Below are 22,640 nucleotides of genomic sequence, written 5' to 3' on the forward strand. Positions count from 1 at the left end.
GGCGCGCTCCTAGATCTTCAGCGGGCGCGGGCAGATCATCGACACGGCCGCCGCATTGCCGATCACGAGGATCAGCGTGCGCAACATGTCGCAGACCGGATCGACCGCGAGAAAGAGGATGAACGCCGCCTCGAACGGCAACTGCAGATACGCGCAGGTCATGCCGACCAGTGAGACGGTCACGAGACCCGTCATGCCCGCCGACGCAAACCCTGCCAGCACCGAGGCGAGCAGTACCGTGCAAACCTCGACCACGCCGAGCGTGTGGCCGTAAAGCTGGGCGATGAAGAGTGTCGCGCACACGTAGTACACCATCGGGCCGACCCGCAGCAGCGACACGGCGAGCGGCACCAGCAGCTCGACCCGCGAGCGCGCGAAGCCGAGCCCGTCGACGAGCGTTTCGATCATGCTCGGCATGCAGGCCGCGCTATTGCGCGTGGCGAGCGCGAGCGCGAACGGCGCGCGCAGCGCGTCGAGCGTCGCGCCCAGGCCCTGATTCGAACGCTTCCAGATCACGACGACCGCGAATACCAGCAGCAGCACCGCCACCAGGAAGAACGCGATGACGAACTGCAGCATCGCGTGCAGCGGCCCGACGCCCGACTTGCCGAGTTGCGCCGCGCTCATGCAGAAGAGGATCAGCGGCAGCGGATAGCTCAACCAGTGCATCAGTTTCTGGCAGGCGTGATAGATCGTCTCCAGCGACTGGCTCAGGCCAACGGAAATGCGCTCCGGCACGCGGCCCACCGCGAGGCCGAACAGCAGCGCGAACACCAGCGCCTTGAGTGCGTCGCCATTGGCGAGCGCGGCGAAAATGTTGGTCGGCACAAGGCTCGTCAGCACATCCGCGAAGCTGAGCGACTTCGGCGGAATGTCGGTGCCGTACAGGCTCATCACCGTATCGCTGGACGTTGAATCGCCGCCCACCATCATGCCGAACGTATGCATGGTGCTGCTCGACAGGTTCGCGCCCGGATTGAGCAACAGCAGCACGATCGCGCCGACCACCGCGACGATCACCGATGCACCCGCGAATACCGTCACCACGCGCAACAGCAGCCGCGAAGCGCCGCCATCGCGGAACAGCCGCTGCAGACTGAAGATGACCGCCGAGATCATGAACGGCAGCGTGGTCATCTTCAGCAGGTCGACGTAGATGTCGCTCAGCACGACGAGGTGCTGCGATTCGGCGGGAAAGAGCAGACCCGTCGTGCCACCGAGCACGAGGCTGCCGATCACGACCCACGGGTTGAGCACCAGAGCGTAGATCTTGCTGGAATTAATTGTCATGTGCCGGATCCGGTTGGCGAGATCAGTAAATCAGTAACTGGGTGCCTGCAGAACGGCAGCGACGTCGAGCCGCTTCGCACGATCCGCGAGGAACTGGTTGACGAACGCGAGCAGCGCGGGCTCGGAAATATTGACGGCGACGGCCAGCGTGTCCTCGAGGTCTTTCAGCGTCACCACGCGCAGACGCAGCGACGCAGTCGGATCGGCTTTCAGCACGCGCTTGACCTCGAACTCGTCGCGAAACGCGGCGGTGATCTCGCCGTCGTTCAGCGCCTTGAGCACGCCGTCCCACGTCGGGTAGCTCATCAGCTTCGCGTGCGGGAAGTTACTCAGCGCGTACTCGGCATACGACGACTTCGCCACCACGCCGAGCGTGCCGTCATAGGTGCGGATCACTTCGGGCACCTCACGCCCGTGCGCGAGCTGCGCGAACTTCACGCGGTTGAGCAGCAGCGCGCGATTCAGGCGCAGATAGGGCTCGCTGAAGCTGATGATTTCGGTGCGCGGCAAGGTGCGCGACAGCTTGCTGACCGCGATATCGGCCTGCCCTTTCGCGAGCAGGCTGACCACGCCGTCGAACGTCATCGCATCGCGGTTGAAGCGCACTTTCACGTTGAGCTTCTGGGCGAGTTCTTTCGCCAGATCGATGTCGAGACCGACGAGCTGTCCGTTGTGCTCTTCGAAGAACGGCGGCTGGTCGACGCCCAGCACCGCGACCACCAGTTCGCCCCGGTTGACGATGCGCGCGAACTCCGGCGCGAGAAGGCGACCGTCGGGCATCTGGACGAGACCCGTCGACGTCACGACCGGTGCGGCCCCGGATGCAGGCGCGGGAGCGCTCGCCGGTACGCGCGCGGCCGGCGCGGCGTCGGCGGCGAACGCGGGCACGCCGGACGTCGCGACGAGGAGCGCCGTACATGCCGCGCACGTCATCGTGACGTGGGATCGAACGACAGCGGCAACGCGCCGCTGGCAGAGTGAAGCAATGTCTGAGATGAATTTCGCAAACGACATAGAGGCAGCCGGTATCAGTTAGTCGAGGAAGAAGCGGGAAGCGACGCCATGTCGCCCGTGTCGGCCGGTTGCGTCGGTGCGGGCGCGGCAGCCGGCGTTACAGTGGGCGTGGCGGAGACAACGGCAGCCGGTTGCGCGGACAGGCTGGGCGCCGCGTAACGCACGCCAATCTCGACGCCCAGCAGGAAAAGGAGTCCGCATAACAGCACGGCACAGGTGACGGCAATCGTCACCATGCGCGAAGTCATCGAAAAGGCGTATTGCATACGTGTGTCTTTCCTCAGGGAACCATGGTATCGACCTGCGCGGGCATGACGATCTGGATCACGCCGCCCCATGCGCACATCAGCTTCGACGCGTTCTGCAACGCCGGCTGCCCGCCGATCAATACCGTGGGCGAGCCGGGTGCCCACGGCGCGGATGTCATCGGCACGCACGGCATCGGCGTGAGCACGCCCAGCGCGGCGGCCGTCGCGGCGGCCACCTGCGGGTTGCCCGGGCAATTGCACATGCCGAACGGCGCGACGTTGACGATCGGCGCGTGATCCATCACGCAGGCAAGCGGTGTCTGTCCCATCACGCCGCTCACCGGCAACACCGACAGCACGCCGGGCGCCACCCCAAAGCTGCATTGCAGGCCGCTGCCGGCGGTAATCTGGATGCCCATGGCCTATCCCCTCACCCAGCGTTCGAGACGCTCGGTCAGGCGCGGCGCGGCGGCGGCATCTCCGGTCGCGGAGATCGCGCGCCAGGCGCCCTGCGGCTTGCCCCGCACATAGCGGCGTTCCTGCATCACCTGACCGTCCGGCCCGTAGCGGCGCACGGTTCCATCCAGCAGATCCGCGCGATACGGCGAGACCTGCGAGAGCGCGCCGTCTTCGGCGTAGTCGAGCGACTCGCCTTCGAGCACACCCAGGCGATACCGCACGCGACGCACCACCACACCGTCGTGCATGAAGAGCGCCTCGCCGTCCGGCACGCCCTTCACATACTTCACGCACAACGTAACGAGGCCGCCAGGCGCATAGCTCAGGCTCTCACCGTTCAGCACTCCGAGCGCGTAATGCTGGCGGCTGGCAAGCGCGCCTTTTTGCCATGTAGTGACGAGACCGTGCAGCTTGCCGTCCACGTAGTGCGCCTCGATAAGCGGCGCGCCGGATGCATCGAACGCGCGCAACGGCCCGGACAGCGCGCCAAGCGCGAACATCGCGTTCAGCAATACCGTGCCACCGGGGCCGTAGCGCACCATCTCGCCGTGCTGCACGTCGCCCGCGAAAGACATCCGCGTAACGAGGTGTCCCGCGTCGTCGTGTACATCGACGACGCGCGTCGCGCTGGCGGGCGAACCGGAATCGACGGGAAGAGTGGCGGCGTTCATCGTCGTTCTAGTTGAGCTTGATGAGCGAGCCTTTCAGCTCGAGGATGCCGCCGCTTTGCACCGTGTGCGTCGCACTGGCCTTCTGCTGCACTTCGGGCGCATCGTTGGTCAGCGTCGCGCCCGCCTTGTTCGTGAGCGTCGTGCCTGCCTTGTTGTCGAGCGATGTGCCCGCCTGGCAGAGCAGCGCCGCGCCCGACTTGATCGTGACCGAACCAGTCACGTCGATCACCAGGTCGCCGCTCACCTTCAACTGATAGTCACCCGTCACGTTCTGCGTAAACGCTGCGTGATTGGTGTGCGTTTCGTCGCCCGTCACGTCGAGCGTGCGGGTGCCCTTCACGTTGTGCGTCTCCTTCCCCGCCTGTACGTCGACGGTGCGATCGCCTTTTTGCAGCACATGCGATTCGGCGCCCGCTTTCACCGTCGTCGAAAGCGCGTTCTCGATCTCGACGGTCATGTCTTTCTGCGCGTGGAAATACAGCTCTTCCGAACCGGACTTGTCCTCCATCCGCATTTCGTTGCCCGCAGTGCCATCCTTCGACGAACGCGAGCGCATGACGCTCTGGGTCTGCATGCCGGGCAACGCGACAGGCAGGGTCGACTGCAGGTTGTAGACGCTGCCGGTGACGAGCGGGCGGTCCGGATCGCCGTCGACATAACTCACGACGACTTCATGTCCGACGCGCGGCAGGAACAGATGTCCCCATCCCTGTCCGGCCGACGACTGCACCACCCGCACCCAGCACGAACTGTTCTGGTCGGCCGTGGTGGAGCGGTCCCAATGAAACTTCACCTTCACGCGGCCGTAGGCGTCGGTCCAGATTTCCTCGCCGCTCGAACCGACCACCGTCGCCGTGTGCGTGCCGGCCACGACCGGTCGTGGCGTGACCAGCGGCGCACGGAACGGCACCGCCTGCGGGAAGACCTCGAATTCGTTGCTGTACGCATCGTTCGACGCGGAGTGCGTCACCGAGCGCACCACGTACATCACGTTCAGCGCGCTGTTGGAATGGCCCGCGAGGGTGAACGTCGTGCCCGCGGTGAGGCTGTAGCAGACGCTGCTGCCCGCGCCCGTCTGCTGCTCGACGGTCTGCGCGGCCGCGCGTACGCCGGCCTTGCGGGTTGCTTCGCCCGCATCGGCGTATTTGCCGGGATAGACGTACTGCTCGCCCGCGGTCGCCGCCGCCGCGGTGTTCAATGCGGCGTTCGAAGTCTGCGCCGTCAGATAGTCGTAGTCGGCGAACACCTGCGCGGACGCGCCCAGTCCCTGCGCCAGTTCAAGATGGGTGACGGGCTGAACCGTGGCATCGCTCATCGCGCCCGTGTTGACGTGCAGTGTCGCGCTGTCCGCCGCGCCCGCGTGATGCGCCGACGAACTGTCCGCCAGCACCATCGTGTGCACGCCGTCGGCGAACGTGAAGAAGTAGAAAATCCCTTCTTCCTCCATCAGCCGCGAGATGAACAGGAACGGGCTTTCGTCGAACTGCACGCAGTATTCGCGCACCGCGTAGGTGCCCGACAGGCGCGGTTCGTAGGTAATGCTGAAGGCGCCGAGAATCTGCTCGATGATCGCGAGCGCGCTCAGGTTCTGGTAGATCGCCCGGTTGCGGCCGAGCGTCAGCAGCACCAGCGAAGGCGCGAGTTCCGCCGTGTAGTAGCCGTATTTCAGATCGGCACCGGCGTTCACAAAACGCGTGACGATGCCGTTGAACCAGCGTTGCGGCCCGGTGGGTTGCTGCAACGTCACCGTGACCTTTTTGCCGACGATGGTTTGCGCGTCGAGCGCCATGTTCGACGAGCGCATGCGCAACTGGAAGCGAAACAGTTCGGAGATCGCTTCCCGCCCGGCGAAGCCGTCCAGCAGCAACACGTCGGTGCCGAACGGTGTGCTGATCGATGCGAGACCTCCCGCCTGGCTGGCTCTGGAATACATCCGCTCAGGCCTCGTCCGTCGACAGGAAGTGGAAGTCGACATTCCCGAATGCATCGAGCGACAGATGCACGCCGCCGAACGGCGACTCCGTCGAAATGCGTTCGAGCACCTGGCGTGCCAGTTCTGGCAGCACCGACTGCGTGAGAATGTGATCGACGTTGCGCGCGCCGCTGTCGACTTCGGTGCAGCGCTGCGCGATCGCGCGCGCGAGCGCGTCGTCCCACGTGAGGCGTGCATGATGATTGCGCTCGAAGCGCTCAGCGAGCCGCGCCAGCTTGAGCGCGACGATCGAGCTGATCTGCGCGTCGCCCAGGTGGTAGTAAGGCACGAGCGTCAGACGGCCGAGAAAGGCCGGACTGAAACGCGCGAGCAGCGCCGGACGCAGCCGCTCCACCAGCTCGGCCGGCGGCGGCCGGCGGCCGCCCTGGCTCGCCTCGGTGATGACGTCCTGCGCCGCGTTCGACGTGAGCAGGATCACCGTGTTGCGGAAATCGATCGGCACGCCTTCGCCGTCTTCCATCACGCCCTTGTCGAACACCTGGAAGAACAGTTCCAGCACATCGGGATGCGCCTTTTCCATCTCGTCGAGCAGCACGACGCTATAGGGGCGACGGCGCACGGCTTCGGTCAGCGTGCCGCCGCGTCCATAGCCGACGTATCCGGGCGGCGCACCCTTCAGGCCTGACACGCTGTGCGCCTCCTGGAACTCCGACATGTTCACGGTAATCATGTTGCGCTCGCCGCCGTACAGCAGATCGGCCAGTGCGCAGGCGGTTTCGGTTTTGCCGACGCCGCTCGGTCCCACCAGCAGGAACACGCCGACCGGCTTGCCCGGATCGTCGAGATCCGCGCGAAACGTGCGGATTCGGCGAGCGATCGCGTCGAGCGCCTCGTCCTGGCCGACCACGCGTTCCGCGAGTTTTTCCTGCAGATACAGCACCGTGTGCAGTTCGTCGGCGAGCATCCGGCCGACCGGGATGCCGGTCCAGTCGGAGATCACTTTCGCCACCACCGCCGAGCTCACGCACACCGGCACCATCGGCTCGTCGTTCTGCACCGCTTCGAGGCCTTTTTCCAGGCGCGCGAGATTCGCGCCGAGCGACTCGCCGTCCTCGTCCTCGCCGATGCTGTCCGCGTCGTCGAGAAAGCGCGCGATGCGGCTGCGCCACGCGATGATTTCGCCGACCGCGCGCTTTTCGGTAACCAGCTTTTCGGCCAGACGCAGATGCCGGTTACGTGCATCGTCAAGCTGACGGCCAGTCGCCGCGATCGCATCGGCGCGATCGATGCCGGTCGCCGCTTCGTGACGCAGGATGCGCAACTGGTGCGTCGCGCCGTCGATCGTGCGCTGGAGCGCCTCGATTTCCTCCGGCACGCCGTTCTGCGCGATCGAGACACGCGCGCACGCCGTGTCGAGCACGCTGATGGCCTTGTCCGGCAACTGCCGGCCGCTGATGTACCGATGCGACAGCTTGACGGCATCGCGCACCGCGTCGTCGAGAATCTCGACATGGTGATGATGTTCGAGCTTTTGCACCACGCCGCGCAGCATGTCGACGGCGACCGCTTCCGATGGCTCCTCGACCTTCACGACCTGAAAGCGCCGCGCGAGCGCCGGGTCGCGTTCGATGTACTTCTTGTATTCGGCCCACGTGGTAGCGGCGATCGTGCGCAGCTCACCACGCGCGAGCGCCGGCTTCAGCAGGTTCGCCGCGTCGCCCTGCCCTTCGCTGCCGCCCGCGCCGATCAGCTGGTGCGCCTCGTCGATGAAGAGGATCACCGGCGTGGGCGAAGCCGCCACTTCGGCGATCACCGACTTCAGCCGGTTCTCGAACTCACCCTTCACGCCGGCGCCTGCCTGCAGCAACGCCAGATCGAGCGAACGCACCGACACGTTGACGAGCGCCGGCGGCACCTCGCCGCTGACCACGCGCTGCGCGAAGCCTTCGACCACCGCCGTCTTGCCGACACCCGCCTCACCGGTGAGGATCGGATTGTTCTGGCGACGCCGCAGCAGCACATCGATCAGTTGACGGATTTCGCCGTCGCGCCCCTGAATCGGATCGATCGCGCCTTCCCGCGCCAACGCGGTCATGTCGACCGTGTACTGTTCGAGCGCCGAGTTCCTTGCGCCCGTCGGCATGGCGGCCGGCATGCCGGATGCCGCGCGTGGCGAAGCGGCCGCGCCCGACGACGCAGCGGGTTCGTACGCACCGGCTTCCGCGGTGCCGGCGAGCAGCATCGGCAGCGCGTCGCGCAGCGCCGCGCGCGGGATCTTCAGCAGCGCGGGGACCGACTCCAGCAGCAGACCGCGCAACGCCTCGACTTCGAGCAGCGCGAGCACCAGCGTGCCAGAGCGGACCTGCTGTTCGCCAAGCAGCATCGAACTGAGCAGCCACGCTTCCTGAAAGAGCTGCGAGAAGTTCGGCGAGAGCGCGGGCGTGCGGCCGTTGCCACGCTTGAAGTGGTCGATCGCCGCCTGCAACTGCACGACGAGCGTGTCCGCCGCGACATCGAAATGCGCGAGAATCGCCTGCAGATCGGGGGCATTCGACTCCAGCAACTGAAGGAGCAGATGCTCGACGTCGACGTTGTAATGCGTCTGCCGCACGCAGAGTTGCGCGGCCTGCTCCATCGCCCGCCGGCATTCCGGATTGAGCCTGCCCAGCAGGGTTCGAATATCGATGTCCATGTGTCTTGCCGTCAGGAGGTTGGCATGGCTGCGGGACGTGCCGCGCGCAGCGCGAAGCGCACCGGCGCCGGCTGTCGCGCGCCCGCGAGCCACGAAGTCCAGCCGAGCCGCGCTGCCGCGGCGCCGCCTGCCGCCGCGCCGTCCAGCCGGGACGCGCCGCGTCTTACGTTCAGTACGATTTGCACGTCGAGATCCTGCTGCACGTAGCCATGCACGAGCCAGGCTGCGAGTTCGTGGTCGCGGCCGCCGGGCAGGAGGCCGGCAATCCGCTCAGCCGGCAGGTCGTCGAACTGGATCTGGATACCCGCCGCCTGATCCCATGTGCGCCGCCCCAGTACGTGCATGCCGCCAAGCCGCGTCGGCGCCTGCGTGCGATGGCCGGCGAGGCATGCGGTGTCCGCTTCGTCCATCGCGCGCCAGGCGCCCGCGAACTGCACGCCGCGCGCCGTCAAGCCGAGGCGCTCGGACAGCATCATCAACAGTCCCGCCATCGAACGCGGTGCGCCGCCTAGGACGCCGGCGTGCCGCATCCATAGCTGCGCGCCGTGCGGGCCTCGCGCGCCGCTGCGCAAGCCGAGACTCGCGAGCGCATCGAGACACGTGCCTGGTGCGCTGGTTCGCGGCGCGTCGCCGTGCAGTCCCGGCGCATGTTTTCTGCGGCCGCGATGCAGGAACGACAGAAACCGGTGATTGAAAATGTCGAGCAGGTCGGCCATTGCATGGTCGCGCGCGGCACGGCTCGCCAGCAGCATCTCGGTGTAGGCGATCGGCAGCGGGCCATTCGCGCCGGCCAGCGTGAAGGCCGGCGTCGACAGCGTGTACGCGCGTGCTTCCGTATTTGTCTCGCCATCCTCCGCGCCCCGCGCGCGTACCGAGCGCACGTCCGCGCCCTGGAACGCCATCGTCACGAAGCCGGTGAGACGCACCGCTTCGCCCGCGCCGTTGCCGTGACCGAGCGGCTCCGCGCCCGGCACCGCGCGTTCGAGCAGACTGATCGCCTGGAACAGGTCGAAGCTGTGAGGGCGCGCAATCAGCGTGGCGATCAAAGCAGCGACTGGTAGCCTGTCATCGGCTCCCATTGCTTCCATGTCTCGTCTCCACGGCGCACCACGAGCCGCACAAATGAATTGACCGTCGTATAGAGGGCGAAGAACCGTGCGAGCACGGCGCCCATCAGCAGCGGCGAGCCACCGACAAACGCGTCCGCATCGAATTCGACGGCGACCTCCGTGCCACGGCAGTAGCCGCGCCATGCGTCGCCACCGACGTACGCGGTGACGCTGCGCGCCTGCACGCTCTTCAGCCCGCGAATCTGGTCATGCTCGCGGGCGCTGCCGGACGCGAAGAGGCGCAACATCTGCTGCAACTGCGCGCGCCCGGTCGCACCGCTGACGAGCGCGCCGTGATTGAGCGTCAGGAGCGACACGAGCTGCCACAGCGACTCGCCGTCAAGCGGCGGCGTACGCTGCACCGTCGGTTCGTACAGACAGCGCACATGGGCGGTGTTCGACACATGCTCGACGCTCACGCGCGCGCCGACCGGCACCTGCTCCGCGAGACGCCGGTTCGTACACAGCACCTGTGCATAGACCACCGGCTGGGCGAAGCGGCTGGACACGCCGCCGGTGTCGGCAAGACTCAGATACATGTCCGTGCCCGACAGGTTCGCGCGCATGCTGCGCTCGCGCCGCGCCGACCAGAACATGCCCACGTCTTCGGACGCCACATCGCCAGCGGCGGAAAACGGCGGCACCGTAACCGAGCGGTCGGCGGAAGGATCGGACAGCGTCACCGAGTCGATCGAATGAATCTCCGTCATCGGTTCACGCCGCTGGTCCGCCACCAGCCGATGTTCGTAATGCCGGCGATCGAGCACCACCGGCTCGGTCGTTTGCGAAAAGAGGTTGATGGCCGGTGTGCAGCCCAGCGCGAAATGACCGGCTTTCAGCATGCCGAGGCCGCGCTGCGCACGCTTCAGATGCAGCACGAGTTCGCAGGTACGCGTGCGGCCGAGGCTCCCGCGCGGCAGCGTCAGATCGAAGAAGTGAAACTTGCGCGGAAAGGCAAAATATTCCTGCATCAAGCCGTACGCCGGCTGGGCGTTCGCTGGGCGCGGCAATACGTTGTCTTCCTCGCCGCAGCCCACCTCGCGCCAGGCCGTGGCCGGCAGCGTGCGCTCAGCCGCGTCCGGCGGACGCACCGATACGTCGGTCACGCCCACCACCAGCAACTCGTAAAGCGGCATCGTCACCATCCAGTCGCCATGCAGATGGATGCGCAACGTGGTGAGTTCGAGTTCGGAAAAATCCACGCCTTCCTCGCACTCGAGCGTGAGGGCGAGCATCGTGTCGTCCGTGAATCGCGCACGCGTGATCGACACGGGCCACAACGTGGTGTCCCACGCCGTGCGGAAACGGCAGGCTTCGCCGCTTTCCGTGCGCACCTGCAGACCCGTGTGCCGCGGCACGCGAAAACCCGCCGTCACCTTGCCCTGGGCGGGGTCGAGATCGAACTGCACGACGGTCATCGCGGGCACGGGCTGAACGAGCGACGGACACACGTTGTCGAGCAGCAGCGATGCGACCTGCGGGAACGTCTGGTCCAGATCGCGATGCACGCGCGCGGCGAGAAAGGCCGTTGCCTCGATCAGCCGTTCCGTGTGCGGATCGAGCGACTCGGTGCCATGCAACGCAAGACGTGAAGCGACCTTCGGATAACGCTGCGCGAACTCGGCGCCCTGCGTGCGCAGGTACGACAGTTCGCGTTTGTAGTAATGCAGGATGTCGTCGGACGCGGCATCAGTCATGGTCCGTCCCGTGCGAATCAGGCGACGGCTCGCCGTCCGCCGAGAGTTCGAACGCCACGCGGCCGATACCCGTACCCATGCGCAGCTCACCACTAACGATGACGACAGGCCGCCCCGACTGCACCGCCTTCGGTGCGAAGCGAACCGTCACGCCCGCAAGCCTCGGTTCGAACAGCGTGATCGCACGCTGGATGGCCCCGGCAATCGCGTCGCGATCGGCACCCGACTGGAGCGAGCGCGCCGAAAAGTCGGGCACGCCGTAGTCGATCACGGTGCCGTCGCTGGTTGCGAACTCATCGAACGCCAGGCGCGAACGTGTGCCCAGCAGACGACCCAGTTCGCGGGCAACGGATTCGCGCAGCGCGTCGCCTTCCAGCAACTGCTCATGCGAAGGCGCAGCGTCGCCGGCAACGAGGCGCTCGAACAGAGGCATCGGTGAACCGTTGATGATTGCCAGCATGACGCAGAACTCCCCGCTACGCTTTCGTTGCCCAGCCCGCTGCAACTGCTGTCTTAAGATGAAATCGCTTCGTTCTTGGAGAGGTCCCAGCCGAACGACGCCGTGCCCTTCTTCGACGAATCGACGTTCTGCTGCGTGTATTCCGCGGTGACGCCGGTGAAATGGATCGAGAAGCTGTCCTGCATTTCACCGCCACCCGACGAGTTGATGTTCGAGATCATCGCGTTTTTCATCACGTACTTCATCTGCGGCATGAACTCGCCGTTCTCGTTACGGCCGATCAGCAACGTGGCATCGCCAAGCTTGGTGCCTTGCGTGCATGCCGAATACAGCGCGGTCGTCGACTGGTCGCTGAACTTGGAGAAACTGAACTCGCTGAAATTCGGGCGGCCCATGGTCCGCTCCGTATTCGCCACATCAAGACCGATCGGCAACGAGATGCCCACTGAAAAACTCATCAGGATGATCTTGTCCTCATATCCCTTGATGGTTGAATTGCCTTTGATGTCCTTGATATCAAGAATGATCGTATCCATGAATTCCGTACCTCAGTGCTTCGGGTTGTAAGGGGCAAACGGCGGGCGTCAGGCCGCGGCCGCGGGCAGTTCGGCGACGAGCCGAAGCGAGGCCGTCAGTTCTTCCATCTGGAAGTGCGGCTTCAGGAAACAGGTTGCGCGGTACGCACCCGGCTTGCCCGGTACTTCGGTCACGTCCACGCGTGCTTCGCTCAGCGGAAAGCGCGCCTTGGAGGCTTGCGACGCCGCCGGGTTGATCAGCACGTAATCGGCAATCCAGTTGTTCAGGTAGTTTTCGACCTGACCGCGTGTCTGGAAGCTGCCCACCTTGTCGCGCATCATCACCTTCAGGTAATGCGCAAAACGCGACGCCGCGAGCACGTACGGCAGACGCGCCGACAGTTGCGCGTTCGCGTTGGCCGTATCCTTGTTGAAGAGTTTCGGCTTGTTAGCCGTCTGGCTGCCGAAGAACGTCGCCGTATTGGAACCCTTCGAATTGACGATCGCGATGAAGCCCAGATCGTTCAGTTCCTTTTCGCGGCGATCGGTGATCGTCACCTCGGTGGGGCACTTCAGCGCGACGTCGCCTTCATCGGTGCGGTACGTGTGTGCCACGAGGTCGTCGACCTTGCCGCCGCCCTCGACACCGCGGATCGCCGTCGACCAGCTATACATCGCGAACGCGTTCGTGATGCGCAGGCCGAGCTGATACGCGGAGTTCGCCCACAGATACTTGCTGTGATCGGTGCCGTCCACGTCTTCTTCGAAGTTGAAGTTATCGACCGGCTTCGTGTTCGCGCCGTACGGCAGGCGCGCCGCGTACGACGGCAGCACCAGCGACACATAGCGCGAATCCTCGGCTTCGCGGAAGCTGCGCCACGTTGTCAGCTCGGCGCTTTCGAATACCTTCGACAGGTCGCGCGTGACGCCCAGTTCGGTAAACGACTTGATATCGAAGAGGCTCGGCGCGGCCGACGCGATGAACGGCGCGTGGGCGGCCGCGGCCACCTTCGAAATGCGTTCGAGCAACGCGATGTCCTGCGGGTGACGACCGAACGCGTAATCGCCGATCAGCAACGAATACGGGTAGCCGCCGAACGTGCCGTACTCCTCCTCATAGACCTTCTTGAAGAGCACGCTCATGTCGTGATCCACCGCCGATTCGAGATCCTTCAGCAGTTCCTTCTTCGTGACGTTGAGCAGGCGCAGCTTCAGATTCTGGCCCGTCTCAGTGCCTTGCACCATGTCGTGCAGGCCGGTCCACGACGCTTCGAGCGCCTGGAAAGCCGGATCGTGCATGATCGCGTTCAACTGGTCCGACAGGAGACGGTCGATCTCCGCCACACGTTCGTTGATGGTCGCAACGAGACTCTTGTCGGGGCTCGTGCGCATGCCTTCGTCGAGAACCTGCGAGGCGAGCTGGCCGATGAGCTGCTTCGCGTAGCCGCGCTGCGACGGCTCGATCGCCATGTTGCCTTCCTCGACAATGCGTTCGAGCAGGCTCAGTTCGCTGTGGGTCGTGACGACCGCACCCGTGGTCGTTTCGGTGGCCGCGCTGTTGGCGGCAGGCTTCGTTGCCATTCTGATCACCCTGGTGGAATGTGTTTGCGTTTGCGCGTGCGGCAAAGGCGGGGGAAAGACCGGGTCACTCGGACGCGGCGTCTTCCTGTACGGGTTGCTGTGCCGGCTGTGCCTGCTGCGGCTGTGACGCGTCGCCGGCATACGCCTGGCTTTGCACCTTTTTCAGCTCGTCGGCGTCCTTGACGATGCGCTCGAGGATCGAGTCCAGCTCGTCGTTACCGTCGAGCTTGCCGAGCAGATCGCGCAGTTGCTGACGCGCTTCGAGCAGCTTCGCGAGACGCGGTACCTGACCGACCAGGCTCTCGGGATGAAAATCCGCGAACTGATTGAAGTTCAGTTCGATCTTGAGATTGCCTTCGCCCTTCATCGTGTCCGGCACCGAAAGATCGAGGCGCGGACGAATCTTGCCCATGATTTCATCGAAGTTATCGCGATCGATCTCGACGAAACGGCGCTCTTTCAGCTTCGGCAGCGGCTCGGCCGGCTGCCCCGACAGATCCGCGAGCAGACCGACAACCATCGGTAGCTCGCGCTTTTCCACCGCATCGCCCACCTCGACGTCGTACGTAATCTGAACGCGCGGCGGCCGGTTGCGACCCACCCATTTTTGCAGGCTGTTCGACATAAAAACTCTCCGGAAAAAGCTCTAAAACGTCTGATGAATAGCCGGACTCCGTATATACCCTGTATTCAATCAGGCACGCAGAAATCCGTCATTAAAACGTAATTAAAAAGGCAAACAAAAGCATGCAGGCCATAAACCGGGAAGGTAAATGGCGCTCGCTGTTTATTTGCAATATCAGGTAATGCGGCTACCCTTCCGAAGGGTTCCGCGGACCTGTCACGAGATGACAGACCGCACTGTCGAGCGCCGGTAGCGTACCGCTTGCACTCGCCCCCGCGATTTTTCCCTGTCCGATAACTACCGTGGTCAGCGGCAACGGTTCATCAGGGTAAAACCGGAACTATTTTCAAAAATTATTTCAAAATGGCACTGCCATCTCTTCTTTCAGTTCTGGAACTGTGCAGACTTTAAACGTATCGCGGAATGGCCGGCAATACCTGATATCAGGTATTTGGTTACCATTTTTCACAAAAAATGGCGCGTATAAACCCGCACTACCTGTTTTCAGGTATTTGCTTTCCGGGGTATCTGTGTATAGTGGCGTCGAACCTGCTGCCGGAGGCGCAACCTTGCGTCGTACCCCCAAAAAAAGCAGTGAGACCTGCCCAGACGCCTCTCCATGATTGCAGATCCCACCGAGTCGCGGTTGCGACGGCTGCTTATCGTCGGACATGATCCCGTCACACAGACAAGGCTGCGTGCCATCCTCGCGAGCCTCGGCTACGCGCATCAGGACGCGCTGTTCTTTGCGGATAACATCGCTGAAACCGCCGGGCTGCCGGTCGACGATACGTTCGTGCTGGCGCTGATCGAAGGGGAATTGCCCGATGGCACCAGTATCGATCTGATCCACAGCCTGCACGATCGCCAGCGCGGACTGCCGGTCGTCGTGATTACCGAACAACGCAATGAACTGGAAATTCTGGGGATGCTGCGTGCGGGCGCGGCGGGTTACGTGCTCAAGAGCCGGGACGACGTGGAGATGGCCCTGTACATCCGCAGCGCGTTGTGTGGCGGGACGCCCATCGACCCGTTCGTCGCGAAGCGGCTTCTCGACCTGCTCAACCGCTCGCGTCTGGATACGGAGCCACCCGCCGTGCCGTGTGACCCTGCCGTCGTGTCTAAAAACAGCCTTAGCGTGCGGGAAACGGAGATTCTTGATTTTGTCGGCAGAGGGCTCAGTAACCGCGAGATTTCCTGCCTGTTGTCGCTTTCCACCTTGACGGTGGAATCCCACCTTAAGAATATTTTCCGGAAACTGGCGGTCAAGCGGCGCACGCAAGCCATCCTCGAAGCGCGTACGCGCGGGTTGTTGCCCTAGCGGCAGCAAATTACAGATGCCGGTTCAGCCACGTCGCGACATGTCCAGACGCCGCGACGCGACCACGTGCAATCACTTATGCCCGTGCGAAGGATCGTCGCAATGCAGGCATTGCCGCCCGTCGTCGACCCATGACGAACCGAGAATCAGGCTGCAAAAATTCACGCGTTTGTAGCCCGGTTCCTTCAAGGCGAGTACATCGGCCTTGACGTTGCCGAAGGTCGTTTCCGGCTTGTGCCGTGTGCCTTTCGCGAACGCGTCGATGATGCCTTCCTTGAAGTTCGTTTCGCGCGGATGCGCGGCGACCACCTGGTTGCGCTGGTCATCGGAAAACGCATCGTAGGCGAGACCCAGTACATCCATCTCCACACCGGCCGTCACCAGCGCGACAACCGGCTTCTTGTGCTGCGGAATGCCCGGCGTCGTATGCAGCGCGATCGAGTCCCACACCATCTCGACTTCAGCTTCCGGAATGCCGTACTGATTCAGGAAATCGCGGGCCGCGTTTGCGCCGTCTACTTCGAAACGTTCGGTCTTGCTGCTGTATGCCGGCACGAGCCCCATGTCATGGAACATGGCGCCGATGTAGAGCAGCTCCGCGTCATACTTCAGCTGCTTGCGCTCGCCGGTGAGCGCGCCGAACAGAAAGACACGCGTCGAGTGATTGAAGAGCAGATCGGGTTCGGTATCGCGAACCAGTTGCGTTGCGTCGCGGGCCATCTTGCTGTCGGGGATCCTGATCCCGGCGATTGCGTTGCTCATGTGATTCTCCGTTGATTGACAGGTCCGGTCGGACCCGACCCGATTCACCGGCGTGAGTTGAGTTGCTAGAATGCGGCGAAAAGGTGCGGGTAACCGTGGCATTCAGTCTGGCTGCCAGCGCGCTCCCGAGCAACGCGATCCATCCGTCTAACCCTGCCAGTCAGACGCGATCTTCTGCCAGCCGGCCCGATCGCGCCCAATTCGAACCTGCGGAGTCTCTGTTGATGCACACCGTCGCCATCGCGATTTTTCCGGACGTGCAGGCTCTCGACGTCGCAGGGCCCGCCGATGTGTTCGCCGAAGCCAACTCATTTCTGCCGCACGATTCCCACTACGCACTCGAACTGGTCAGCACCAGCGAGGCGCACATCCGCGCTTCGAACGGCACGCATCTCTTCGCCGACCGTGTGTGGGACGGATCGGCTGACCGCTATCACACGGCGCTCGTCGCGGGCGGGCCGTTGCTGCCGTCGCAACCCGCCGATGCACGACTTTGCGCGTGGCTCGTCGAAGTGGCGTCGCAAAGCGAGCGCTACGGCTCGATTTGCACGGGTGCGTTCGCGCTGGGTCATGCGGGTCTGCTCGATAACCGGAACGTCACGACGCACTGGCAGAACGCGCGGCAACTCGCGCAGCAGTTTCCGCTTTCACGCGTCGACTTCGACCGGATCTATATCCGCGATGAACGCCTGCTGACGTCCGCCGGCGTGACCGCGGGCATCGACCTCGCCCTTGCGCTGATCGCCGAAGATCACGGCGCGGCGCTCGCGCTTCAGGTGGCGAAGCGGCTTGTGGTCTACGCGCAGCGTCGTGGTGGACAGTCGCAGTTCAGCCCGTATCTGAGCGCGCCGGTAGACGGTTCGCCCATCGCTACCGTGCAGCACTACGTGATGGAGCACATCGCGAATCCGCTGACGGTTGAAGAACTCGCGCGTGTCGCGGGGATGAGCACGCGAAGCTTCGCGCGTGCGTTCGCGGAATCGGCGGAGATCACGCCGCATGAGTTCGTCGAGCGCGCGCGGGTGGATGCCGCGCGCCGCGCGCTGGAAAGCAGCGACGCGCCTTTGAAAACAATCGCGTATGAGTGTGGTTTTGGGAATGCCGACCGGATGCGGCTCGTCTTCGCGCGACGCATCGGCGTTTCGCCTGCGGACTATCGCGCGAGTTTTCGGGCGCAGTAAGCGCGATGCCGTTTTGGCAAAGCGGGTACGCCGCTATCCCTTGACCTTCGCAGCCACCTGCGCAATCCGTCCACGTACGACGCCAATGGCCTGCTTCAACGCGTACACGTCCTGGAAATAGCGATACGGAATCCGTATCTGGCTGGCATTCGCATCGATGGTTTCGATTTCATCGCGCCATTGCGCGATCTGCTTCGGACCTGGATTCGAGCTCTTCCAGATTTCATCTTCAAGCGACTTGATCTCGCGGTACCAGACGATGAACCGTCGTTTGATGCGCGCTTCCGCCATGCGCGGCAACGCCTGCAGCAGACCCAGCAACAACGCAGTAAAAGGAACGAGGATCAGGAGACGCCTTTCGATAAAGCTCGCCAGCCAGAACGGAAGATAGCGTTGCAGGAACGGTCGACCGGATTTGAAGTAGCGCGTGCTTTCGTCGGAGACCGGAAATTCCTCGGTTTTCAGATTGGGGAACGTGCCGAGCGGCGTGAAGTAATCTTCGCCGCTATGGACCGTTCTGGCCGCATCAAGCAGCAGGTACGTGAGCGCGGGGTGCAGCGTGTCCCTGGAGACAAGCAGTGCAGTGGCAGCCAGCAACGTGACATCGGTCTGCGGCAGATCTTTGACGATGCTTGTCGACGCGCGCGGGAAAATCACCTTGGAAAGCGACGGAAACTTTTGCACCAGCGCGTCGGCCTGGGCAAAATTCATCAGCTTCAAATTGCTGTTGAGCAGCGTGACCTGCATCGCCGCGTCCGGCCTGCCGATGAAGAATGCGGCATCCAGGGTGCCGTTTTCGAGGCCTTGATATGCTTTCTGCGCATCCATTTCCAGAAGCGCCGTGTTGTCGCGTGTGATGCCGCTCCACGAGAGCAGCACCAACGAAACGTTAAGCAGGCCACTGCCGGGAACGCCTACGGAGATTCTCTTGCCGCGCAGCTGCGCCAGTCTGTCGACGGTGGTGGCGCCGCGATAGAACACCCATATCGGCTCGTAGGAGACGGCGGCGATCGTTTGCAGGTGGTCCGATTCGCTCGGACTGCTGGTGCCCGACTGGATGAAGCCGACTTCGTAATCGCTGTCAGGATCCTTAAGGCGCTGGTAATTTTCGACCGAGCCGGAAGAACTGCGGATATCGAGCTTGATGCCATCGCGTTTGAGGATCGGAGCATAGCGATCCGCGAAGCCGCGATAGATGCCCCCATCCGCGCCCGTCGTGATGACGATCGTGCGCTGGATAGCAGGTTTGATCAGCATCCATACACCCCACCCGGACGCGGCCAGTAACAGGATCACGCCAGCGATCAAAAGCCACCGGCGCCGCGGTGTCATCGGGCGTTTCTGGATTCGGTGAAGGGCCGGGTTCTGCCTCGCCATGCTTCGGTCTCTCTCGTCAGGGCGCGCCCGCGCGGTGCGGGACTGGGCACAGGCTTGTGTGTGGCAGCGTTGCTGATCGTGCCGGATACGAAGATGGATAATGCAGCCGGCTCAGGGGCTTTGTCTATACGTGCGTTTACGCCCGCTTTGGGGTTCCGCTGGAGACGGCCTGGCGCGAGTGAGAGGGAAGCGGGATTTATGATGCCGAATGCGCAAGCGCGCGATTCTGAGCACACTGTGAGTGATGAAGCGCCCGGGTTAGCTGCGGGCGCTCACGCCAAACAGATTTTTTCTGACGACCACGCAGACGGCTAACCCCGACTGCTTCAGGCGGTCACAGCACCGCGCATGCCGGTGTTTGCGATACCGCTGTCAGCATCATCTTCCGACGAAGCAGCAATACCCTGCCTGCCTCGACGCTCAGCGCCGAACGCGTGGCTTGTGCCACGCCCGTCCTCATCCAGACGAAATACCGACACCGCGTCGCGCAACACGTCCGCCTGCCCTTCCAGCGATTTCGCCGCAGCCGCCGCTTCTTCGACGAGCGCTGCGTTGTGCTGCGTGACTTCGTCGATCTGCGTGATGGCCTTGTTGACCTGGTCGATGCCGTCGCTTTGTTCCAGCGCGGCGGCTTCGATCTCGCTCATGATGCCCGTCACGCGTCCGACGGAGTCCATCGCTTCCTGCATCGTGCGACGCGCCTCCGCGACGAGCGATGCGCCTTCCTGCACCTTCGTTGCCGAATCGCCGATCAGTTCCTTGATCTCCTTCGCCGCCGTGCCCGAGCGCTGCGCGAGGCTGCGCACTTCCGAAGCGACGACCGCGAAACCACGACCCTGCTCGCCCGCACGTGCTGCTTCCACTGCTGCGTTGAGTGCGAGGATGTTCGTCTGGAACGCGATGCCTTCGATCATGCCGATGATCTCGGTGACCTTGCGCGACGAATCGGAGATGCCGTCCATCGTTTCCGTCACGCGCGCGACGACGTTGCCGCCACGCGTGACTGTTTCAAGCGCACCCTGCGCGAGACGGCTCGCCTGCTTCGCGTTGTCGGTGTTCTGCTTGACCGTCGCGGACAGCTCTTCCATGCTCGCCGCCGTCTGCTGAAGTGCAGCGGCCTGCTGCTCCGTGCGTGCCGACAGGTCCGCGTTGCCCGATGCGATCTCGTTCGCACCGAGCGTGATCGAACGCGTGCTGCCGCGCACCTTCGAAACCGTGTCGACAAGTCCGTCGCGCATCTGCATGAGCGCCGACAGCAGTTGACCCATTTCGTTACGCGACTTCGATGCGACCGAAATGGTCAGATCGCCCGCCGCGATGCTGCGGAAATGCTCGATCGTCTGGTTGACCGGGCGGATCAGCGCCACCGACAAACCCACGCGCGCCAGCAATGCAATCACAATCGCGATGACACCGATGCCGCCGAACAGGATCGTCGCCAGCATGACGCGCTTCGCGGCGGCGCCGGCTGCGCGCTCCTGCTCGACGGCCTGCACGCGCTGGAGCCCGTCGATCGCCTTCGCGTAGGTCGCGTAGTACGTGTTGGCCGTTTCGCCCTGGATCGTGCGGAACGTGTTGAAGTCGAAATCGGTGAGGGCCTTGAATTCCGGTTCAATCGCCTTGTCGACGAGCGCGCTGCGCGCGACGTCGACGGCGTGCGCCTGCTGCTTTTCCTCGTCGCTGGAAAACGGACCGCTCGCGTAGGCGCGGAAGTCGCGCGTCGACTCCTCGAGCACCTTGTGGGCGGCCGGGATCAGACCGTCGGTCTGCTTGCCGACGCTAAAGAGCGTCTCGTAGCTGCCAAGCGCAAGCCGCGCCTGCAACAGCTTTTCCGAGCTCGCCTTCAGATGCGACAGCGCGACCGCACTGCGCTGGGCTTCCTCGAGCCCATTGTTCGTGAGCTTGAGCGCGGCATAACCGACGCCGATCACAGTCAGCAGGAAAGCGACGAAAACGCTGATAACCAGCGTCAGTCCACCGCGGATGGTGATGTTGTTTAGCATTGTTTCTCCGGAACGTCGGGGTCGGTCAACGGCTGGCGCGTTGTCGGATGATTCGAATGCCACGCCATCTGTGTGTTAACGGCGGCTTTTCGTGAGGGATTGATTGGGGAAATCCATGAGAAACGGAGTTTCCTCGCGGCGTTTGCCGGTCTTTTGAATCATTATTTGGGATTCGTCGAGTCGCTGTGCGGAGCAGCGTGCGATCCCGGTTTCGGGGTTGTCGTGGGTTTCGTTTGTATAATTCCGGGTCTTCGCTCAGGTCACTTTCATGCTCAGTTTCGCGCTCGGCTTTCTCGTTTCACTGCTGGTCACGCTGTTGATCGTGCGCTACGCCCATCTGCATGAAAAATTCTCCACCGACACCGATCTTGCCGGCGTGCAGAAATTCCACGCACGACCCGTTCCGCGTGTTGGCGGGACAGGAATTTTGCTTGGGCTGATTGTTTCCGCGCTGCAGTTGCATCATGCGTATCCGGCGGTTTCCGGTGGGATTCTCGGGCTTGTGGCGTGTGGAATGCCGGCGTTTGCTTCCGGACTTGTGGAGGACGTTACCAAGCGGGTGTCGCCGCTGGTGCGTCTGCTTTGTACGATGGCCGCTGCTGCGCTGGCGTTTTTTCTGCTCGATATCGGCGTGACGCGGATCAGCGTGCCGCCGCTCGACTTCCTGCTTTCCTATGCGGCGATTTCCTGCGCTGTCACCGTGCTGGCTGTGGCTGCGCTGGCTAATGCGATCAATATCATCGACGGATTCAACGGACTCGCTTCGATGGTCGCGTTCATGATGTTCGCCTCAATGGCGTATGTCGCGTTTCAGGTTTCCGATCCCGTTGTGCTCTCCGCGTCGCTCATCATGATGGGCGCGGTGATGGGATTCTTTATCTGGAATTTTCCGGCGGGGTTGATTTTTCTTGGGGATGGTGGGGCTTATTTTATTGGGTTCATGCTGGCCGAGCTTTCAATCATGCTGGTGATGCGGAACCGCGATGTGTCGGCGTGGTATCCGGTGCTGCTCTTCATGTATCCGATCTTTGAGACGTGTTTTTCGATCTACCGGAAGAAGTTCATTCGCGGGATGTCGCCTGGGATTCCCGATGGCGTGCACCTGCATATGCTTGTTTATAAGCGGTTGATGCGGTGGGCTGTGGGGGTCAGGACTGCGAGGGAGTTGACCAGGCGGAATTCGTTGACGTCGCCTTATTTGTGGCTGCTATGTCTCATTGCTGTGATTCCCGCTACGTTGTTCTGGCGGCATACGGTGCATTTGTTCTGTTTTGTTGTTGTGTTTGCTGTTACGTATGTCTGGCTTTATGTGAGCATCGTGCGGTTTAAGTCGCCGCGGTGGATGGTTGTCAGGAAGAGGAACCGCTGAGTCCACCTTGGCGAGTAACAAGTCGCGTTCGATATGATCGGATGCAGCAGGTTCATCGCGAGGCGCTCTGCCCAGTTCGATGAATAGAGCGTGACGTGCAGCGACCTCTGGATGCGCCCCTGCAAATTCATTTGGAAAGGTTCTATATGTGCGGCATTGTCGGCGCGGTTGCGCAACGTAACATCGTCCCGGTTCTGATCGAAGGACTGCGGCGCCTCGAATATCGCGGCTACGATTCCTGCGGCGTGGCCGTGCTCGCGGGCGGCGAGCCGCATCGCGCGCGCAGCGTGGCGCGCGTCGCCGATCTCGACGAGCAGGTGCGCGAGACGCATC

19 protein-coding genes and 1 pseudogene are annotated in these 22,640 nt (G+C 63.2%); 4 read left to right on the forward strand and 16 right to left on the reverse strand.

The features are described 5' to 3' along the window. Positions 1–9 precede the first annotated feature (9 nt). The 13 genes from LPA37_RS19880 to tssB form a co-directional block, all read right to left on the reverse strand. Positions 10–1,284: a dicarboxylate/amino acid:cation symporter gene (locus LPA37_RS19880; protein ID WP_228974154.1), complete on the reverse strand. Its 1,275-nt coding sequence runs from the start codon at positions 1,282–1,284 to the stop codon at positions 10–12. Between the two features lie 36 nt (positions 1,285–1,320). Further along, positions 1,321–2,223, reverse strand: coding sequence for a substrate-binding periplasmic protein (locus tag LPA37_RS19885; protein WP_229013441.1), 903 nt, complete (start codon positions 2,221–2,223; stop codon positions 1,321–1,323). A 95-nt stretch (positions 2,224–2,318) separates the two neighbouring features. Then, entirely contained in the window at positions 2,319–2,570 is a 252-nt protein-coding gene (locus LPA37_RS19890) for a hypothetical protein (RefSeq protein WP_229013443.1), read from the reverse strand. Positions 2,571–2,584: 14 nt separating this feature from the next. Then, positions 2,585–2,971 (reverse strand): DUF4280 domain-containing protein, encoded by a 387-nt coding sequence (locus tag LPA37_RS19895; RefSeq protein ID WP_228973704.1) that lies wholly within the window; start codon positions 2,969–2,971, stop codon positions 2,585–2,587. Between the two features lie 3 nt (positions 2,972–2,974). Next, entirely contained in the window at positions 2,975–3,682 is a 708-nt protein-coding gene (locus LPA37_RS19900) for a toxin-antitoxin system YwqK family antitoxin (RefSeq protein ID WP_229013444.1), read from the reverse strand. A 7-nt stretch (positions 3,683–3,689) separates the two neighbouring features. Continuing rightward, positions 3,690–5,615: a type VI secretion system tip protein TssI/VgrG gene (tssI, locus tag LPA37_RS19905; protein WP_229013446.1), complete on the reverse strand. Its 1,926-nt coding sequence runs from the start codon at positions 5,613–5,615 to the stop codon at positions 3,690–3,692. A gap of 4 nt (positions 5,616–5,619) precedes the next feature. After that, positions 5,620–8,307 (reverse strand): type VI secretion system ATPase TssH, encoded by a 2,688-nt coding sequence (tssH, locus tag LPA37_RS19910; RefSeq protein WP_229013447.1) that lies wholly within the window; start codon positions 8,305–8,307, stop codon positions 5,620–5,622. Positions 8,308–8,318: 11 nt separating this feature from the next. After that, entirely contained in the window at positions 8,319–9,395 is a 1,077-nt protein-coding gene (gene tssG, locus LPA37_RS19915) for a type VI secretion system baseplate subunit TssG (RefSeq protein WP_229013448.1), read from the reverse strand. Further along, positions 9,350–11,113: a type VI secretion system baseplate subunit TssF gene (tssF, locus tag LPA37_RS19920; RefSeq protein WP_229013449.1), complete on the reverse strand. Its 1,764-nt coding sequence runs from the start codon at positions 11,111–11,113 to the stop codon at positions 9,350–9,352. The genes tssG and tssF overlap by 46 nt, the downstream gene beginning before the upstream one ends. Beyond that, a complete protein-coding gene (gene tssE, locus LPA37_RS19925) occupies positions 11,106–11,573 on the reverse strand; it encodes a type VI secretion system baseplate subunit TssE (protein ID WP_228973687.1) in 468 nt (155 codons plus the stop codon). Before tssE ends, tssF begins: the two co-directional genes overlap by 8 nt. Before the next feature lie 53 nt (positions 11,574–11,626). Beyond that, entirely contained in the window at positions 11,627–12,109 is a 483-nt protein-coding gene (locus LPA37_RS19930; RefSeq protein WP_229013451.1) for an Hcp family type VI secretion system effector, read from the reverse strand. Between the two features lie 48 nt (positions 12,110–12,157). Beyond that, positions 12,158–13,669, reverse strand: a complete 1,512-nt coding sequence (tssC, locus tag LPA37_RS19935) for a type VI secretion system contractile sheath large subunit (RefSeq protein WP_229013452.1) — start codon at positions 13,667–13,669, stop codon at positions 12,158–12,160. A 64-nt stretch (positions 13,670–13,733) separates the two neighbouring features. Further along, complete coding sequence (gene tssB / locus LPA37_RS19940) at positions 13,734–14,294, reverse strand: type VI secretion system contractile sheath small subunit (protein WP_229013453.1); 561 nt, start codon at positions 14,292–14,294, stop codon at positions 13,734–13,736. 619 nt (positions 14,295–14,913) lie between these two features. On the opposite strand from tssB, the gene LPA37_RS19945 reads away from it, so the two are divergent. Continuing rightward, complete coding sequence (locus LPA37_RS19945; protein WP_229013454.1) at positions 14,914–15,615, forward strand: response regulator transcription factor; 702 nt, start codon at positions 14,914–14,916, stop codon at positions 15,613–15,615. Between the two features lie 72 nt (positions 15,616–15,687). On the opposite strand, the gene LPA37_RS19950 is transcribed toward LPA37_RS19945, so the two are convergent. After that, a complete protein-coding gene (locus tag LPA37_RS19950; RefSeq protein ID WP_229013456.1) occupies positions 15,688–16,377 on the reverse strand; it encodes an HD domain-containing protein in 690 nt (229 codons plus the stop codon). A 224-nt stretch (positions 16,378–16,601) separates the two neighbouring features. On the opposite strand from LPA37_RS19950, the gene LPA37_RS19955 reads away from it, so the two are divergent. Beyond that, positions 16,602–17,558, forward strand: a complete 957-nt coding sequence (locus tag LPA37_RS19955) for a GlxA family transcriptional regulator (RefSeq protein WP_229013457.1) — start codon at positions 16,602–16,604, stop codon at positions 17,556–17,558. Between the two features lie 33 nt (positions 17,559–17,591). Here LPA37_RS19955 and LPA37_RS19960 read toward each other — a convergent pair whose 3' ends face one another. Both LPA37_RS19960 and LPA37_RS19965 read right to left on the reverse strand, forming a co-directional pair. Then, the gene (locus LPA37_RS19960; protein ID WP_228973672.1) at positions 17,592–18,890 is read right to left on the reverse strand and encodes a TAXI family TRAP transporter solute-binding subunit; all 1,299 of its coding nucleotides are present in this window, start codon (positions 18,888–18,890) and stop codon (positions 17,592–17,594) included. A gap of 371 nt (positions 18,891–19,261) precedes the next feature. Then, a complete protein-coding gene (locus LPA37_RS19965; protein WP_229013458.1) occupies positions 19,262–20,938 on the reverse strand; it encodes a methyl-accepting chemotaxis protein in 1,677 nt (558 codons plus the stop codon). 268 nt (positions 20,939–21,206) lie between these two features. Here LPA37_RS19965 and LPA37_RS19970 point away from each other — a divergent pair, with 268 nt between their 5' ends. After that, positions 21,207–22,307 carry an MraY family glycosyltransferase gene (locus LPA37_RS19970; protein WP_229013459.1) on the forward strand — a complete coding sequence of 367 codons (1,101 nt, stop codon included), beginning with the start codon at positions 21,207–21,209 and terminating at the stop codon, positions 22,305–22,307. Positions 22,308–22,453: 146 nt separating this feature from the next. Next, positions 22,454–22,640, forward strand: a pseudogene (locus LPA37_RS19975) (glutamine--fructose-6-phosphate transaminase (isomerizing)); the annotation flags it as partial.

Source organism: Paraburkholderia gardini (assembly GCF_907164545.1).
In the GTDB taxonomy this organism is placed as follows: Bacteria; Pseudomonadota; Gammaproteobacteria; order Burkholderiales; family Burkholderiaceae; genus Paraburkholderia; species Paraburkholderia gardini.

Coding starts and splice junctions, on each gene's coding strand:
- LPA37_RS19885 (WP_229013441.1), bottom strand. CDS start 2,223: ATGACGTGCGCGGCATGTACGGCGCTCCTCGTCGCGACGTCCGGCGTG.
- LPA37_RS19890 (WP_229013443.1), bottom strand. CDS start 2,570: ATGCAATACGCCTTTTCGATGACTTCGCGCATGGTGACGATTGCCGTC.
- LPA37_RS19895 (WP_228973704.1), bottom strand. CDS start 2,971: ATGGGCATCCAGATTACCGCCGGCAGCGGCCTGCAATGCAGCTTTGGG.
- LPA37_RS19900 (WP_229013444.1), bottom strand. CDS start 3,682: ATGAACGCCGCCACTCTTCCCGTCGATTCCGGTTCGCCCGCCAGCGCG.
- tssI (WP_229013446.1), bottom strand. CDS start 5,615: ATGTATTCCAGAGCCAGCCAGGCGGGAGGTCTCGCATCGATCAGCACA.
- tssH (WP_229013447.1), bottom strand. CDS start 8,307: ATGGACATCGATATTCGAACCCTGCTGGGCAGGCTCAATCCGGAATGC.
- tssG (WP_229013448.1), bottom strand. CDS start 9,395: ATGGAAGCAATGGGAGCCGATGACAGGCTACCAGTCGCTGCTTTGATC.
- tssF (WP_229013449.1), bottom strand. CDS start 11,113: ATGACTGATGCCGCGTCCGACGACATCCTGCATTACTACAAACGCGAA.
- tssE (WP_228973687.1), bottom strand. CDS start 11,573: ATGCTGGCAATCATCAACGGTTCACCGATGCCTCTGTTCGAGCGCCTC.
- LPA37_RS19930 (WP_229013451.1), bottom strand. CDS start 12,109: ATGGATACGATCATTCTTGATATCAAGGACATCAAAGGCAATTCAACC.
- tssC (WP_229013452.1), bottom strand. CDS start 13,669: ATGGCAACGAAGCCTGCCGCCAACAGCGCGGCCACCGAAACGACCACG.
- tssB (WP_229013453.1), bottom strand. CDS start 14,294: ATGTCGAACAGCCTGCAAAAATGGGTGGGTCGCAACCGGCCGCCGCGC.
- LPA37_RS19945 (WP_229013454.1), top strand. CDS start 14,914: ATGATTGCAGATCCCACCGAGTCGCGGTTGCGACGGCTGCTTATCGTC.
- LPA37_RS19950 (WP_229013456.1), bottom strand. CDS start 16,377: ATGAGCAACGCAATCGCCGGGATCAGGATCCCCGACAGCAAGATGGCC.
- LPA37_RS19955 (WP_229013457.1), top strand. CDS start 16,602: ATGCACACCGTCGCCATCGCGATTTTTCCGGACGTGCAGGCTCTCGAC.
- LPA37_RS19960 (WP_228973672.1), bottom strand. CDS start 18,890: ATGACACCGCGGCGCCGGTGGCTTTTGATCGCTGGCGTGATCCTGTTA.
- LPA37_RS19965 (WP_229013458.1), bottom strand. CDS start 20,938: ATGCTAAACAACATCACCATCCGCGGTGGACTGACGCTGGTTATCAGC.
- LPA37_RS19970 (WP_229013459.1), top strand. CDS start 21,207: ATGCTCAGTTTCGCGCTCGGCTTTCTCGTTTCACTGCTGGTCACGCTG.